The sequence below is a fragment of the Duganella sp. Leaf61 genome (genome assembly GCF_001421905.1).
In the GTDB taxonomy this organism is placed as follows: domain Bacteria; phylum Pseudomonadota; class Gammaproteobacteria; order Burkholderiales; family Burkholderiaceae_D; genus Rugamonas; species Rugamonas zoogloeoides.
This window is the reverse complement of sequence record NZ_LMLM01000031.1, coordinates 40,773-56,248: the sequence shown is the minus strand read 5'-3', so window position 1 is coordinate 56,248 and position 15,476 is coordinate 40,773. Positions and strand designations below refer to the sequence as shown.

Here is a 15,476-nt window from a genome sequence, read left to right as displayed (position 1 = left end):
GTGAATTTAGATACTGCAAACGGAGATCGCAAAGGCATTCATGCCGCTGTGCGCCAGCGCGCACCAGCGCCAGCTGCGGGTGCGCGCATACAGCATCGCCAGCACCAGTCCCGGCCCCAGCACCGCCAGCGCCACGTGCCAGCCGCTGCCCAGGTGCAGCAGGCTGAAGGCGCCGGCCGACACCAGCACCGGCCACGCCGAAGCCGGCCAGCGCCGCATCAGCCACTCCTGCAATCCAGCGCGCACCACGAGTTCTTCGAGCACGGGCGAGAGCAGCAGCAGGCGCAGGAAGTCCCACGCCGACGGGGCGTACAGGTGCGCGCCGCAGGCGGCGTCCCAGGTCCAGGGCAGGATCGATGAAATCAGCGACACGGTAAGTGAGAGCCTCGCTGCCAGTTGCGTATCTTGTCGGACCGTTCATTCCGGCCCGGGCAGCAAAGGTTCTAGAAAGGCACTACTTTTTTTTCGGCTTGCGAAACGTGAGGCGCTCCAGCCATTTCAACGCGGCGCGTTTGTTGGCCTTGAAGGTGTAGTCGAGAGTGGCGAATTGTTCGTCGAGCGCTTCCTGCATCACGCTGGAAGGATCGGCCGGCAGCAGCTTGAGGTAGGCGTCGGCCTCGCCGTATTCGCGGTGGATTTCCATGCCCGCCTTTTTGGCGATGTGCATCATGGTCTTGTTGGACGACAGGCAGTGCATGTACAGCGTATCGACATCGTTGTTGCGGCAGTGGATGGCGGCGCGCTCGAACATCTTCGAGCCGACGCCGATGCCGCGCGCGCTGCGGCTGACCGACACGCCGAATTCGGCCACGCGCGCCTTGTCGGTCACTGCGTCCTGCGCGGCGTCGCGCGGGGCGAACGCCAGGTGGCCCACCGCCACCAGCCGGAACACGCGGTTGTACACGCCGAACACGATGTCACGGGAAAAATCGATGGCGGCGACGTAGCGCTCGATCTGCTCGTCGGGCAGTTCGGTGCCGAAGCGCAGCAGGCGATCGGATGGTTCGAGGTCGAGGAAGTGACGGCGCATGCGGCGCCGGTCGCGCGGGTGCAGCTGCTTGACCGGCACGCGCGGGCGGTATTTGCCGTCGGGGGTTTTGCTGCGCGCGCGCAGCGGGTTCTGGAACAGGTCGATGGGGGCCATCGCTAACCCCGCACCCCGGCGCAGCCGTGCCGGTTACACGGCGGCGTCGTCATCGTCGGCATTGAGCGCGATGTTGACGGCCTTCACCCGCTCCCGATGGACGAATTCAGGGATGCGTTGCGGGTTGTCGAGGCACCTTTGCGCAATCTCGCCCGCATTCACCGCGCGCGCGGCTGCCATTGCCGTTTCCAGGTACGCCGCTTGCGGGAACGGCGCATCCTGGTAGCTGGCCGACGGTCCGATGCGCCCGCGCGAATCGCACTCGGTCGCCAGCAGCATTTGCGAAAACCGCGCCGGCTTGCGGAACGCGTCGCAGCGTTCCAGCAACTTCACGATGGTGTTGGGCCGCAGTTGCAGTGCGCGGCCCACGTTGCCATGCTCGCGCGCGGTCATCACGGCCAGGTCGCGGCAGTCGGTGGGCACGCGCAGGCGCTTGCACACCTGCTCCACCAGTTTGACGCCGAGTCCCTCGTGTCCGTGGTGCGCCGGCCAGTTGTCGGGTGGCGTCACGCCCTTGCCCAGGTCGTGCATCAGGCAGGCCACGCGCGCAGGCAGCTCCAGGTTGGCGCGGGCGGCGCAGTCGATCACTTGCAGGATGTGGGCGCCGGTGTCGATCTCCGGGTGCCATTTTTCCGGCTGCGGCACACCCCACAAGACGTCCAGTTCGGGCAGGATGCGCGCCAGTGCGCCGCAGTCGCGCAGCACCTCGAGCATGCGCGACGGCTGCTGCTCCATCAGACCGCGCGACAGTTCCTGCCAAACGCGTTCGGCCACCAGTGCATCGACTTCGCCCTGCTCCACCATATGCCGCATCAGCGCATTGGTTTCGGGCGCCACGCGAAAATCGGGATAGCGCGCGGCAAAGCGCGCCACGCGCAGGATGCGCACCGGGTCTTCGGCAAAGGCGTCGGACACGTGGCGGAAGATGCGCGCGGCGATATCACGCTGGCCGCCGAACGGATCGGTGAGCGTGCCGTCGTCGGCGCGGGCAATCGCATTGATGGTCAGGTCGCGCCGCACCAGGTCTTCTTCCAGCGTCACCTCGGTGGACGTGTGGAAGACAAAACCCTTGTAGCCGGGCGCGGTCTTGCGTTCGGTACGCGCCAGCGCGTATTCCTCCTGCGTCTTCGGATGGAGGAACACCGGGAAATCCTTGCCCACCGGGCGGTAGCCCTGCGCCACCATGTCATCGGGCGTGGCGCCCACCACCACGTGGTCGTGGTCCTTGACCGGCAGGCCAAGCAACTCGTCGCGCACGGCGCCGCCTACGACATAAATCTTCATCATCAATCCGGCAGTTCGGCGTCGTGCTTGGGCGCCGTTTCGGTTTCGGCCAGCGCTTCGGTCACCCACCGCGCCACGGCCGGATGGGCCAGCACGCGCTGGCAGTAGGCATCCAGCGCCGGCGCCAGCGAGACGCCATAGGTACGGAAGCGCGCCACCACGGGTGCGAAGTACGCGTCGGCAATCGAGAAGTCGCCAAACAAAAACTGGTGGTGACCAAAGCGCGACAGGCATTCCTCCCAGATCTCGCTGATGCGGCCGATGTCGGCCTGCGAGCCGTTGGTGCGGCCCTTGCCCGGCAGGCTGGCGCTGATATTCATGGGCATGGCGTTGCGCAGGTCGGTGAAACCGCAGTGCATCTCGGCGCAGATCGACCGGGCCATGGCGCGCGCGGCCACGTCCTGCGGCCACAGGTGCAGCTCGGGGAACTGCTCGGCCAGGTATTCGACGATGGCCAGGCTGTCCCAGATGGTGATCTCGCCGGCCAGCAGCACCGGCACCCGGCCGCAGGCCGAGTAGCTGCAGATGCGGTTGGCGGTGTCGGGCTGGTCGAGCAGGATGCGCACTTCCTGGAACGGGATGCCGAACGCGGTCATCGCCACCCATGGACGCATCGACCATGACGAATAATTCTTGTTGCCGATGACGAGGGTCAGGCCGGGCGAACGGGCGGCAGCCAAAGCGTTGGACAGGCTGGGATCGAGTTGGGTGGTCTGCATGATGGTTTGATGGTGTGAATAATCAGGTCGCCGCCGGTTCAGCGGGCGAAGGTCGTTTCCTGCTCTTCCTGCAGGGTGTAGCCCTTGGGCGTGACCACGCCGATGCGCGCCTTGAGCGACTGCGGCCGCCCCTCGAACAGCGCGGCATAGTAGTTGGCGTTGGACATAACGTTCTTGACGTAGGTGCGCGTCTCGAAAAACGGAATCGACTCGATGAACACGGCCGACTCCATCGGCTTGTCCAGCGACGCGCGCCAGGTGCGCGAGCGTCCCGGGCCGGCGTTGTAGGCGGCGGTGGCCAGCACCTGCGAGCCGTCCATATTCCCGAGCACCATGTTCAGGTAGTTCGTGCCGAGCATGATGTTGGTCTTGACGTCGGAGAGCATGTCCTGCGCGAAGTCGGTCAGGCCCAGTTTTTTCGCCACCCAGCGGCCGGTGGACGGCATCACCTGCATCAGGCCCGACGCGCCCGCGTGCGACTGCGCGTCCATGATGAAGCGCGACTCTTGCCGGATCAGGCCATACACCCAGGCCTTGTCGAGGCCCAGGGTCTTGGTGGCCGGGTGCATGATGTCGTCGTGCGGCGACGGGAAGCGCTGGGTGTAATCGACCAGCACGCGGGTGCGGTCCGACGTGTTGACCATTCGGTCGAGGATGTGGTTCTGGCGCGCGTATTCGGCGGCGGCCAGGTGTTCGCGTTCGCTCAGGCCGCGCAGGCCCCAGTTCCATTCGCGCGTGCCTTCGAAGCGCAGGCGCATGCTGAAGAATTTCAGCGCGCGCTGGAAGTTGGGGTTGGCGGCAATCGGCGCGATTTCAGCGGCGGTGATCGGCGCGCCCGGCGGCGGGATCGACACCAGGCGGCCGGTTTCCTCGCGCGCCAGCTGGCCATAGAAATTGGGCTGGTCGGCAATGCTGTTGAACAGCCGCAGCGCCTCGCCCGACGGCGGGCTGGTATCGCTGCCGTCGGCCATCAGGGCGCGGCCCTTCCAGTAGATCCAGGTGGGATCTTCGCGCAGGATGGCCGGCATGGCATCGATATTCTTGTGCACCTGGCGCCAGTCGCCGTTGCGCAGCGCGATGCGGGTGCTCCACTGGGCCTGGTCGATCGACAGTGGCGCGCCGTCGGCCCGCTTCCAGTAACCGGTGGTGTCGTCCGACAGCGAGTACGACGATTGCAGCGCAATTGCCGCCCAGGCGGCGCGCTGCTCCTGCGCTGTCAGCCTGGACGCGGCCTTGTTGAGCGCCAGCGTGGCCAGCTTGATGCTGGTCTTGGCCAGGCGGCCCACGGCAACGATGAAGATTTCATGTTCGGTGCGCCCGTTACCCGGCCCCTTGGCCACGGCCACTGCGGGCAGATCGATCGCCTGCACGACTTTTTTATCGGGCCCGCCGAGCAGTGCGACGATGCGCCGCGCCTGGCCGGTGGAATTGAACTCGCCGGACAGGCGCAACTGCGTGTACAGGTCGTCGGCGTCGAACTGGCGGGCCTGGTACAGGGTGCCGATCAGGCCCGCGCACGGTTCGCCGTAGCCGTTGGGGGAAATCAGCAGCGCGCGCGCCTCGCTGGCGACGTTCTGGCCCTTGATCGCGCGCGATTGCAGCGCGTAGCATTTGAGCTGGGTGTCGTCGTTGAGAACGAACAGCGGCAGTTGTTCGTCGAAGGTGGTCCAGTCGCGGGTGCGGCCCAGTTCGAGCAGCCAGTCGTTGCGCAGCCGATCGACGATGGCCTGGCCCTGGTAGCGCTGCATGAAGCCGCGAATTTCCGCCTGCGAAGCATCGCGCAGGCGCGCTTTGAGCCGATAATAGTCGACGTACGACGGAATCGAATAATTGGCCAGGCGCGCGGCGTAGAAATCGACCTTGGACGTCTCGTCCTTGCGCACGGCGTCGCGCATGAGCAGGAAGGCATCGTCCTCGCGCCGGGTTTCAGCGCCGATATCCTCGGATTGGGCAAAGGCGGTGACGGCCACCATGGCGACCACTGCGCCGGCGATCCATTTCGAAACGGAAATCAATGTGCAACTCTCTATTAGTCTTGAACCTGTCTTGAACCTGAGTAGAACCAACCATGGCCAGCGACCCTAGAATACCACGCAGCGAGAACGAAGCAATAGCCCCATCCGCACCGGGCAAGGCAGAATTAAGGCAGCAACTGCTGGCCGCGCGGCGCGCCTTCGATGCGGAGTCGCGCACGCAGTGGGACCGGGACATCGGCCGCCAGGTGGTGGCGTGGTGGCACGCGGCGCAACCGGCCACATTGGGCGTGTACTGGCCGCTGCGCGGCGAGCCCGATCTGTCGGCTGCTTACGCGGAGCTGGAACGCCTCGGTGCGCGGCTGCTGCTGCCGGTGGTGGTCGCCCGCGACGCGGCCCTCGAATTTGCCGACTGGCGCATCGGCGAGGCGATGGTCAGGGATGGCATGGGGGTGGCGGTGCCGGCCGATTTGCGGCTGCAAGACTACCCGGCGGCGTTGCTGGTGCCGTGCCTGGGGTTCAATGCGGGGGGATACCGGCTTGGGTATGGCGGAGGGTTTTATGACCGGACGCTGGCAAGGACGCCACGGCCGGTGACGGTGGGGGTGGCGTATTCAAGCTTGCAGGTGAAGTTTGAAGCGGATTTGCATGATGTGGCGCTGGACCGGATGATCACCGAACCAACGCCACGCTGACAGTTATACCAGCCGCTGCCACAGCGCCGTGGTCGGCGCCGCCTGGTTCATGCTGTAAAAATGCAGCCCCGGTGCGCCGCCAGCCAGCAGGCGCTCGCCCAGCTGCGTCACCACGTCGAGCCCGAACGCCTTGATCGAGGCCGAGTCGTCGCCGAAGCTGGCCAGCTTGAGGCGTACCCAGCGCGGAATCTCGGCGCCGCACATGTCCGAAAAACGCATCAGCTGCGTGTAGTTCAGGATCGGCATGATGCCCGGCACGATCGGCACATCGATGCCCAGCTTGCGGGTTTGCTCGACAAACTGGAAGTACGCGTCCGCATTGTAAAAATACTGGGTGATCGCGGCGTTGGCGCCGGCCTTGATCTTGCGCTCGAACGCCAGCAGGTCGTCCTGCGGCGATTTCGCCTGCGGGTGCACCTCGGGATAGGCTGCCACTTCGATGCGGAACCAGTCGCCGGTTTCCTGGCGGATGAACTCGACCAGCTCGTTGGCGTAGCGGAATTCACCTGCCCCGCCGTAGCCGCTGGGCAGGTCGCCGCGCAACGCCACGATGCGGCGGATGTTATGCGACTTGAACTCGGCCAGGATGGCGCGGATCGACTCGCGCGAACCGCCCACGCACGACAGGTGCGGCGCGGCGTCTTCGCCGGCGGCCAGGATTTCCACCACCGTGTCGAGCGTGCCGCGCTGGGTGCTGCCGCCGGCGCCGAAGGTCACGGAAAAATACTTGGGTTTCAGTTCGGACAGCTTGGCGCGCGTGGCGCGCAGCTTGTCCGCTCCTTCTGCCGTCTTGGGCGGAAAGAATTCAATACTGAAATTATGATTAGCCATCTGCGTTCTTCAAAAGTAAGGTAGACAGGGCCCAGGAAATAATGCTGTACAACAGCGCGCCACCGACAGCCGACATGAAGCTGTCAACGCTAAAGCCGGGCACGAATTGCGCCGCCAGCCAGAACGAAAAGCCATTGATGATGAAGATAAACAGTCCCAGCGACACCACGGTCACGGGCAACGTCAGGATCAGCAGCACGGGGCGGATCAGCGTATTGACCAGGGCCAGTACGAGCGCGGCAAAGAGGGCGGCGCTAATGCTTGTGACATTAACGGAATGCATCAGGTAAGGGATTGCCAGCAGGGCAACCGCATTGATTAGCCAGGTAAGGACCAAACGCATAATATAGATTCTCGCTGCTAAAAGTCGATAAAAAACAGGGCCGGCAAACTCCGCCGACCCTATTCAACCAGCGCTAATTAATAGCGGTAGGTGTCAGGCTTGTAAGGGCCGTCGACGGACACGTTGATGTAGGCCGCTTGCTCCGGGGTCAGCTCGGACAGTTGGGCGTTGAGCTTTTTCAGCTGCAGGCGCGCGACTTTTTCGTCCAGGTGCTTCGGCAGCACGTACACGCCGACCGGGTAGTTGGCGGTGTTGGCAAACAGTTCGATCTGGGCGATGGTCTGGTTCGCAAACGACGAGCTCATCACGTACGACGGGTGGCCGGTACCGCAACCGAGGTTCACCAGGCGGCCTTCGGCCAGCAGGATGATGCGCTTGCCCGACGGGAAGATCACGTGATCGACCTGTGGCTTGATGTTTTCCCAGGTGTATTTCTTCAGCGCAGCAACGTCGATTTCGTTGTCGAAGTGGCCGATGTTGCAGACGATGGCCTGATCCTTCATCTTGAGCATGTGCTCTTCGGTCAGGATGTGATAGTTGCCGGTGCAGGTCACGAAAATGTCGCCGTGTTCGGCAGCGTAATCCATGGTCACCACGCGGTAGCCTTCCATCGCAGCTTGCAGCGCGCAGATCGGATCGATCTCGGTCACCCATACCTGCGCCGACAGCGCGCGCATGGCCTGGGCCGAGCCCTTGCCCACGTCGCCGTAACCGGCGATCACAGCCACTTTACCGGCGATCATGACGTCGGTCGCGCGCTTGATGCCGTCAACCAGCGATTCGCGGCAGCCGTACAGGTTGTCGAACTTCGACTTGGTGACGGAATCGTTAACGTTGATGGCCGGGAAGGCCAGCTTGCCGTCCTTGTGCATCTGGTACAGGCGGTGCACGCCGGTGGTGGTTTCTTCGGTCACGCCGAGGATGTGCGGCAGGCGCTTGGAGTACCAGGTAGGGTCGATCGCCAGCTTGGCCTTGATGGCGTTGAACAGGCAGATTTCTTCTTCCGAGGTCGGGTTGCCGACCACCGAGATGTCCTGCTCGGCGCGCGCGCCGATGTGCAGCAGCAGGGTGGCGTCGCCGCCGTCATCGAGAATCATGTTCGAGTACACGGCATTGCCGGCAGCGTCCGCCGGCCACTCGAAGATGCGATGGGTGTAATCCCAGTATTCGTCCAGGGTTTCGCCCTTGACGGCAAACACCGGGGTGCCGGCGGCAGCGATGGCGGCAGCGGCGTGGTCCTGGGTGGAGTAGATATTGCACGAAGCCCAACGCACGGTGGCGCCCAGCGCTTCCAGCGTCTGGATCAGCACGGCGGTCTGGATGGTCATGTGCAGCGAACCGGTAATGCGCGCGCCTTTCAACGGCTGGGCTGCGGCGAATTCGTCGCGGATGGCCATCAGGCCCGGCATTTCGGTTTCAGCGATCTTGATTTCCTTGTCGCCCCACGGGGACAGGGAAATATCGGCGACCAGGTAGTCTTGCAGAGGTTTGAGTACGGCGTTCATCACGCCCTCCTTTCAGTTAGAAAAAAGTAACGTGAGCGCGGTTGCAGATTCCGAGCCTGGCGAAAAGGATTCGTCGCAGCGCTCCTCGGAAGGGGCATTCTAGCATCGTTGCGCGCCGGTGACGACGTGCAACGTGCTAAAACATGCAGGGCAGCATCACCACCCTGGCAGAACGACAAGCTTATTTCAGGCCGGCCGCATCGCGCAGGATCGCCGCCTTGTCGGTGTGCTCCCACGTGAATTCCGGCTCTTCGCGGCCGAAGTGGCCGTAAGCGGCGGTCTTGGCGTAGATCGGACGCAGCAGGTCCAGCATCTGCACGATGCCTTTCGGGCGCAGGTCGAAGTGCTCCATCACCAGCTTGGCGATTTGTTCGTCAGGAATCACGCCCGTGCCTTCGGTGTACACGGTGATATTGATCGGACGGGCCACGCCGATCGCGTACGACACCTGCACCTGGCACTGGCGCGCCAGGCCGGCAGCGACCACGTTCTTGGCCACGTAGCGGGCGGCATACGCTGCCGAACGGTCAACTTTCGTCGGATCTTTACCGGAGAATGCGCCGCCGCCGTGCGGACTGGCGCCGCCGTAGGTGTCCACGATGATCTTGCGGCCGGTCAGGCCGCAATCGCCTTGCGGACCGCCAATGACGAAGCGGCCGGTCGGATTGACCAGGTACTTGGTGTCAGTCAGCCATTCGCGCGGCAGCACCTGCTTGATGATCTCTTCGATCACCGCTTCTTCGATCTGTTTATGTTGCATTTCCGGCGCGTGCTGGGTGGAGAGCACCACGGTGTCCACGGCCACCGGGCGGCCGTTGACGTAACGCAGCGTCACTTGCGACTTGGCGTCCGGGCGCAGCCATGGCAGGCGGCCGTCCTTGCGCAGCTGTGACTGGCGCTCGACCAGGCGATGCGCATAGTGGATCGCCGCCGGCATCAGTTCCGGGGTTTCGTCGCAGGCGTAGCCGAACATCAGGCCCTGGTCGCCGGCGCCCTGGTCGAGGTCGATACCGGCACCTTCGTCAACGCCTTGGGCGATGTCCGGCGACTGCTTGTCGTAGGCGACCAGCACGGCGCAACCACGGTAGTCGATACCGAAGTCGGTATTGTCGTAACCGATGCGCTTGATGGTTTCGCGGGCAACTTGAATATAATCCACATTGGCGTGGGTGGTGATTTCACCAGCCAGCACCACCAGACCGGTGTTGCACAGGGTTTCGGCGGCAACGCGCGCTTTCGGATCCTGGGTCAGGATGGCGTCCAGAATCGCATCGGAGATCTGGTCCGCAACTTTGTCGGGGTGGCCTTCCGAGACAGATTCGGAAGTGAAGAGGTAATCATTAGACATCGCAACTCCTGGAAATGGCGGTAAAAATGGTTGTCGCGCACCAACGGGGGTTGCGACGCTTTAGCGATATTTATATCCCGCATCGCAAGTTGTCATTAACTCAGCGGTTCCTACTAACGTGTTATTTTACGCTTTTTTAAAAAAACTTGCTTCTCGTCCAGCAACCAGGCAAGCATAAACTCAGGCACACAACACTTTCATGCTCGTACCCATTTTTCGTTTCCTTTCCGTATTTCCCTTGTCCTTCCTGCATGCCGCCGGCAGTGCGCTGGGATGGGTGGTGTACCTGGCATCCCCGTCGTACCGGCGCCGTATGCGCGACAACATGACCCAGGCCGGCTACTCGCAGCACCTGTCCGCCGCCGTGGCCGAAGCCGGTAAAAGCATCATCGAATTGCCCTTCATCTGGTGCGCCGATCCGGCGCGCGTGTCGCGCCACGCCACGCTGGAAAACTGGCAACTGGTGCAAACCGAGCTCGACGCCGGGCGCGGCATCGTGTTCCTCACGCCCCACCTGGGCTGCTTTGAAATCGTGGCCCAGGAAATCGCCCTGCGCACCGAGCTGATGGTGATGTACCGGCCGCCGAAAAAAGAGGCATTGAAGCCGCTGATCGAAGGCGCGCGTGCGCGCAAGAACCTGCTGCTGGCGCCAGCCAATATGAGCGGCGTGCGCATGCTGGCCAAGTTCCTCAAAAAAGGCCAGCCGATCGGCCTGCTGCCCGACCAGGTGCCGCAGGAAGGCGAAGGCGTATGGGCCACCTTCTTCGGCCGCGACGCCTACAGCATGACCTTGCCGGCCAAGCTGGCGCAGATGGGCAACGCCACCGTGATCGTCACGTACGCCGAGCGTCTGCCGGGCGGAAAGGGCTACGTGATCCATTTCGTGCCGTTTACCGAGTCGCTGGAAGGCGACACCGCCAGCCAGGCGCAGGCAATCAACACCGCGATGGAGCACCTGATCGCGCGTAATCCCACCCAGTACTACTGGAGCTACAACCGCTACAAGGTGCCCCACGGCATCGATGCGCCACAGACTGGAGAAGCAGCATGAAGTTAGTACTCGGATTGATGTGGCTGCTGCACTGGCTGCCGTTGCCCGTGCTGGGCCGATTTGGCAAGTTTACCGGCAGCCTGCTGTTTATCGTCCTGCGCGCGCGGCGCGAGATCACGCTGACCAACTTGCGCCTGTGCATGCCTGAGCTGACCGAGGCCGAACGGGTGACGCTGGCGCGCCAGCATTTCCAGGCCTATGCGCGCAGCATCTGGGAGCGCGGCATCCTGTGGTGGGCGTCGGAAGCGCGCCTGAACCGCCTGATCACCGTGGAACCGGGCCCGGTGCCGGTGGCGGAAATGACAGCCAAACCGACTATTTTGCTGTGCCCGCACTTCGTGTGCCTGGACGTGGCCGGCGCCTCGATCGCGATGGTGGCCAGCGCGTCGTCGATGTACGTGACGCAAAAGAACGCCGCGTTCGACCAGGTGCTGCGCGCCGGCCGGGCCCGCTTCAAGCCGGTGAAACTGTTCACGCGCCAGGACGGCATCAAGCCGATCCTGCGCGCGCTGCGCGACAAGCTGCCTTACTTCATGCTGCCGGACATGGACTTCGGCGAGAAGGATGCCGAGTTCGTGCCGTTCTTCGGCATCGACGCGGCCACCCTGACCGCCACCGCGCGCATCGCCGCCACCACCGGCGCCCAGGTGATGCCGGTGATCGCCACGTTCCTGCCGAATTACCAGGGATGGCGTGTGAAATTCTACCCGGTGTGGGACAATTATCCCGGCCCCGACATGGTGGCCGCCACCCGCCGCATGAACGAGTTCATCGAGGAGCGCGTGCGCGAAGCCCCGGCTGAATATTTCTGGACGCACAAGCGCTTCAAGACCCGCCCGAATGGCGAACCATCGTTGTATCCACGTCGTAAATAAACTATGAAACTCAAATTCACCAAAATGCACGGCGCCGGCAACGACTTCGTGGTCATCGACGGCATCAACCAGCACATCGACTTCACCCCGTCGCAATGGCAACTGCTGGGCGACCGCCGCTTCGGCGTGGGCGCCGACCAGATCCTGCTGGTGGAAAAGCCGACGCAACCCGGGTGCGATTTCCGCTACCGCATCTTCAACGCCGACGGCGGCGAAGTGGAGCAATGCGGCAACGGTTCGCGCGCCTTCGTCAAATTCGTGGCGGAAAAAGGCCTGACCGACCAGCGCAGCATCACGGTGGAAACCAAGGCCGGCATCATCGCGCCGCGCCTCGAACTCGATGGCAGCATCACCGTGAACATGGGCGCACCCGTGCTGGAACCGGCCAGGGTACCGTTCCATGCCGAGGGCTTGCAGGGCGAAGCCCAGGCGCAGGACACGCTGTGGCCGCTGCTGCTGGAACTGGGCGGCGCGCGCGAAACCGTGCTGATCTCGGCGGTCTCGATGGGCAACCCGCACGCGGTACAAATCGTCGATGACGTCGAGACGGCGCCGGTGGAACTGACCGGCCCGCTGATCGAGCACCATGTGCGTTTTCCGAACCGCGTCAATGCTGGCTTCATGCAAGTGCTCGACCGCCAGCACGTCAAGCTGCGCGTGTTCGAGCGCGGCGTGGGCGAGACGCTCGCGTGCGGCACCGGCGCCTGCGCGGCCGCAGTGGCCGGTATCCGCCGTGGCGTGCTCGACAGCCCGGTACGGGTCGATGCGCGCGGCGGACAGTTGTCGATCAGCTGGGCTGGCGAGGGTGAGCCGGTGCTGTTGACGGGGCCGGCGGTGACGGTGTTCGAGGGCGAGATCGAGATTTAACTAGCCAGGCTGCCAGCGCTGCGCCTGCCTTAAGAGCTTCAAGCTGTTGGGCCTCAAGCCAGTGGGTTTCAAGTCAATGGGCTTGAAGCCGGCGGTTTTCAAGCCGGCTGGTTTCACGCCGTCGAAAGTTCGTCCGCCAGCGCCGGCAAGCAGGTCTTGAGGCGGTACAAGCGCTGGCGGTAATTCCCTTCCAGGCAGCCATCAAGCCGGTCGAACTGCGCCACCACCTGGTCCAGCAGTTGCCGGTCCTGCGCCGTGCGCAGCGCAATCAGGCGGCGCTTGCTGCGCCCGTAACTGGCGCGGATATCGACCACCAGGCAATGGCCGTGATCGGCCTCTTTCACGTCAAGTAACAACGCTTCGGCCCGGTTCAAACCGAAGGCACGTGCCAGCGTCAGCCGCGCCGCCAGCAACGGCTGGCGCATGGCCAGCGTGTGCAATGCTGCCGGCGCCAGGGCCAGCAGTGCCGGGCCCCACGCGGCCGCGCGCGGCGCCGGGGCGATGCGCGCCAACTGCCGCTGCGCCTGCTCGCACCCCTGGGCCGTCGCTTTCTGCAGCCAGTACATCGCGCGCACGTCGCCATCCGCTTCGTGGCGGCGGTGACGCCACGCATAGAGGCCGCACTCGCGCTGAGCGTTTCGATGGCCCAGCTCGGCTGCACGCTCCAGGCAGACCTGCGCCTCGGCCACGCTACGCTGCGAAAACTCCGGTTTCATGTAGATGCGCGAGAGCGCAAACCAGGCATCGGGATCGCCCTGTTCACCGGCCAGCGTGAGCCAGCGGATCGCGCGCTTGAAGTTGACGGTGGCGATGCCGTCCGGCTGCCGACTGCCATCGCGCTGCAGGCGCGCGAACCACAAACCAAGCGCCAGTTGCGCCGCGCGGTCGCCGGCCTGCGCGGCCTGTTCGCGATTTTCTACGGACGGTTCTCGCGGCACTGCGGCGAGCCCGCGATTGTGCAGCGGCGCCAGCCCATCCCAGGCAGACTCGGCGGGTAGCACGTCAAAGCGCGCCTTGCGCAGCAAAGCCTCCTGCATTTCCACGTGATTCGGCGGCGCCAGTTGCGCCAGCACCACTCCAGCCTGCTCGACCCCGGCCGCGAAGGCACGCTCGTACCACGGCAACACTTCGTCCACGCAGTGCCGCGCATGCTCGAACGGCACGTGGCTGCCGATCAGCATCCACGCTTCAGCCTGCTGCTGGCGGGCCGCGCGGTTGAGCCAGTGCAGCGCGGTGGGCATGTTGCGCGGCAGGCTGGCGCCGCCGAACAGGTACAGCTTGCCCAGGGCCAGCTGGCAAGCGGCATCGCCGGCGCGCGCGCCACGGATGACGCCTAGTTCAGCTCGATTGACCATCGTTTAGGCGGGGAAAGATTGATCAGGAACAGAGGGTTGGGAAGTGCGGAGTTGTCGTCCAGTGTAGCGTGCGATCCACGCCACATCCTAGGGAAACCGCGCCATGGCTTGATCTCTCACAAATCGAGCACCCTGCCCGCGCTTGTAGGCTAGAGCTGTTTTAGTACCCGATTGAAAGGAGTTAGCGTAACCGTTCCGAAGAAAGCGAGACCTGGCGGGCACACTCCCGCGTTTCAAAAAAACCACAAGCAGCTGTCGTTGCGGGGCTTTCAACCAAGACTGGCCTCCTCAATCGACCACTCCCGCGCAATTTTCCCGGCGAGCCTTTAAGGTTCCGAACCAAGGACCTACCAGTACCGATACAGCGGCGGACGCTTGTTCGATCTACTTAAAAAAGGAACCTATCAATGAAAAAATCTCTCGTGGCCCTGGCACTTACCGGCGCGTTCGCTGGCGCCTCATGCGGCGCGCATGCGCAATCGTCGGTGTCCATCTACGGCACGCTCGATGCCGGCATTGCCAATCGCAGCGGCCCCAACACGCCCACCGTGGTGGGCAAGCGCGACAACAACAAGCTGGGCTTTCGCGGCGTCGAAGACCTGGGCAGTGGCCTGAAGGCCCTGTTCCAGCTCGAGATCCGCTACGAGCCCGATACCGGCACCATCGAAAGCAACTCCCGGCCGCTGTTCCAGGGCCAGTCGCGGGTGGGCCTGCAAGGGGACTTCGGCACGCTGCGTCTCGGCCGTGGCCTGACCGCCTTCCAGGAGACCAGCACCGCGTACGAACCCTGGAGCGGCATGCCCGCCGTGGCCGGTTACCAGACCGACCTGCAAGTGGCCGGCTACACCAGCGATCCGCTCAGCCCGGCCGGCAACTCGCTCAACCGCTTCTCCAACGCCGTGTTCTACAACACGCCGCTGATCGCCGGCATCTTCCAGCTCAACGTCACGGTGGCGTCCAAGGAAGCCAACAACAACCCCGCCATCATCGGCCGGGGCACCGCGCTGGCGCCGCAGTTCCCGGCCAACAGCCAGGCAGCCGTGGTGCCGTACTCGGTCAGCGCCACGGCCACGCAAGGCAAGTTCTCCGCCTACGCCGCCTACGAGCGCAACGCGGTGGACACCACGCTGTGGTCGGTGGGCGGCTGGTTCAAGCCGATCGAGCCGCTCAAGCTGATGGCCACGTACCAGAAGCAGGACCAGGAAGAAAGCGTGCTCATCAATCCTGAAACCAAGGGCTGGGTGTTGGGCGCCAACTACACGCTCGGTGCGGGTCTGATCCGGGCCGGCTATGGCCAGAAACGCCCGGACAACCAGTTCAATGATCCGGGCATCGCCAAAACGCGCCAGTACTCGATCGGCTACGACTACAACCTGTCGCCGCGCACGTACCTGTATGCGGACGCCACGCGCAAGAAAGCGGTCACCGCGTTCAACTTCTTCAGCGTCGGCATCCACCACAACTTCTGACGGCTGCAGGGGCAAGC

At 64.0% G+C, this 15,476-nt stretch carries 15 protein-coding genes and 1 riboswitch; of the genes, 5 read left to right on the top strand and 10 right to left on the bottom strand.

What is annotated here, in order from left to right:
* Positions 1 to 6: 6 nt before the first annotated feature.
* From mrtJ to ASF04_RS22020, 5 genes are all read right to left on the bottom strand, one after another.
* Entirely contained in the window at positions 7 to 372 is a 366-nt protein-coding gene (gene mrtJ, locus ASF04_RS22040) for a JDVT-CTERM system glutamic-type intramembrane protease (protein ID WP_082488950.1), read from the bottom strand.
* Between the two features lie 82 nt (positions 373 to 454).
* The gene (locus ASF04_RS22035; RefSeq protein ID WP_056146720.1) at positions 455 to 1,144 is read right to left on the bottom strand and encodes a GNAT family N-acetyltransferase; all 690 of its coding nucleotides are present in this window, start codon (positions 1,142 to 1,144) and stop codon (positions 455 to 457) included.
* Positions 1,145 to 1,177: 33 nt separating this feature from the next.
* Complete coding sequence (locus ASF04_RS22030; RefSeq protein WP_056146718.1) at positions 1,178 to 2,428, bottom strand: multifunctional CCA addition/repair protein; 1,251 nt, start codon at positions 2,426 to 2,428, stop codon at positions 1,178 to 1,180.
* A gap of 2 nt (positions 2,429 to 2,430) precedes the next feature.
* Positions 2,431 to 3,147 (bottom strand): glutathione S-transferase family protein, encoded by a 717-nt coding sequence (locus tag ASF04_RS22025; RefSeq protein WP_056146715.1) that lies wholly within the window; start codon positions 3,145 to 3,147, stop codon positions 2,431 to 2,433.
* Positions 3,148 to 3,185: 38 nt separating this feature from the next.
* A complete protein-coding gene (locus ASF04_RS22020; RefSeq protein WP_056146713.1) occupies positions 3,186 to 5,162 on the bottom strand; it encodes a lytic transglycosylase domain-containing protein in 1,977 nt (658 codons plus the stop codon).
* A gap of 53 nt (positions 5,163 to 5,215) precedes the next feature.
* Here ASF04_RS22020 and ASF04_RS22015 point away from each other — a divergent pair, with 53 nt between their 5' ends.
* Complete coding sequence (locus ASF04_RS22015) at positions 5,216 to 5,815, top strand: 5-formyltetrahydrofolate cyclo-ligase (RefSeq protein WP_229205160.1); 600 nt, start codon at positions 5,216 to 5,218, stop codon at positions 5,813 to 5,815.
* A 3-nt stretch (positions 5,816 to 5,818) separates the two neighbouring features.
* Here the strand turns inward: ASF04_RS22015 and metF are convergent, their stop codons facing one another.
* The 4 genes from metF to metK form a co-directional block, all read right to left on the bottom strand.
* Entirely contained in the window at positions 5,819 to 6,646 is an 828-nt protein-coding gene (metF, locus tag ASF04_RS22010) for a methylenetetrahydrofolate reductase [NAD(P)H] (RefSeq protein WP_056146711.1), read from the bottom strand.
* Positions 6,639 to 6,989: a phage holin family protein gene (locus ASF04_RS22005; protein ID WP_026637818.1), complete on the bottom strand. Its 351-nt coding sequence runs from the start codon at positions 6,987 to 6,989 to the stop codon at positions 6,639 to 6,641. Before ASF04_RS22005 ends, metF begins: the two co-directional genes overlap by 8 nt.
* Positions 6,990 to 7,066: 77 nt before the next feature.
* A complete protein-coding gene (gene ahcY / locus ASF04_RS22000) occupies positions 7,067 to 8,494 on the bottom strand; it encodes an adenosylhomocysteinase (RefSeq protein WP_056146710.1) in 1,428 nt (475 codons plus the stop codon).
* A 26-nt stretch (positions 8,495 to 8,520) separates the two neighbouring features.
* Positions 8,521 to 8,587: riboswitch (S-adenosyl-L-homocysteine riboswitch) on the bottom strand.
* An 88-nt stretch (positions 8,588 to 8,675) separates the two neighbouring features.
* Positions 8,676 to 9,842: a methionine adenosyltransferase gene (gene metK / locus ASF04_RS21995; protein ID WP_019924733.1), complete on the bottom strand. Its 1,167-nt coding sequence runs from the start codon at positions 9,840 to 9,842 to the stop codon at positions 8,676 to 8,678.
* Positions 9,843 to 10,041: 199 nt separating this feature from the next.
* Here metK and ASF04_RS21990 point away from each other — a divergent pair, with 199 nt between their 5' ends.
* Genes ASF04_RS21990 through dapF form a run of 3 tightly spaced genes read left to right on the top strand, consistent with a single transcriptional unit; the run spans position 10,042 to position 12,635 of the window.
* Positions 10,042 to 10,893: a lysophospholipid acyltransferase family protein gene (locus ASF04_RS21990; protein WP_056146707.1), complete on the top strand. Its 852-nt coding sequence runs from the start codon at positions 10,042 to 10,044 to the stop codon at positions 10,891 to 10,893.
* The gene (locus ASF04_RS21985; protein ID WP_056146705.1) at positions 10,890 to 11,768 is read left to right on the top strand and encodes a lipid A biosynthesis acyltransferase; all 879 of its coding nucleotides are present in this window, start codon (positions 10,890 to 10,892) and stop codon (positions 11,766 to 11,768) included. Before ASF04_RS21990 ends, ASF04_RS21985 begins: the two co-directional genes overlap by 4 nt.
* A gap of 3 nt (positions 11,769 to 11,771) precedes the next feature.
* On the top strand, positions 11,772 to 12,635 hold the full coding sequence (gene dapF, locus ASF04_RS21980) for a diaminopimelate epimerase (protein WP_056146703.1): 864 nt from the start codon (positions 11,772 to 11,774) through the stop codon (positions 12,633 to 12,635).
* Positions 12,636 to 12,748: 113 nt separating this feature from the next.
* Here the strand turns inward: dapF and ASF04_RS21975 are convergent, their stop codons facing one another.
* Positions 12,749 to 13,990 (bottom strand): tetratricopeptide repeat protein, encoded by a 1,242-nt coding sequence (locus ASF04_RS21975; protein ID WP_082488949.1) that lies wholly within the window; start codon positions 13,988 to 13,990, stop codon positions 12,749 to 12,751.
* Between the two features lie 407 nt (positions 13,991 to 14,397).
* Here ASF04_RS21975 and ASF04_RS21970 point away from each other — a divergent pair, with 407 nt between their 5' ends.
* Positions 14,398 to 15,459 (top strand): porin, encoded by a 1,062-nt coding sequence (locus ASF04_RS21970; RefSeq protein ID WP_056146701.1) that lies wholly within the window; start codon positions 14,398 to 14,400, stop codon positions 15,457 to 15,459.
* Positions 15,460 to 15,476: the final 17 nt, after the last annotated feature.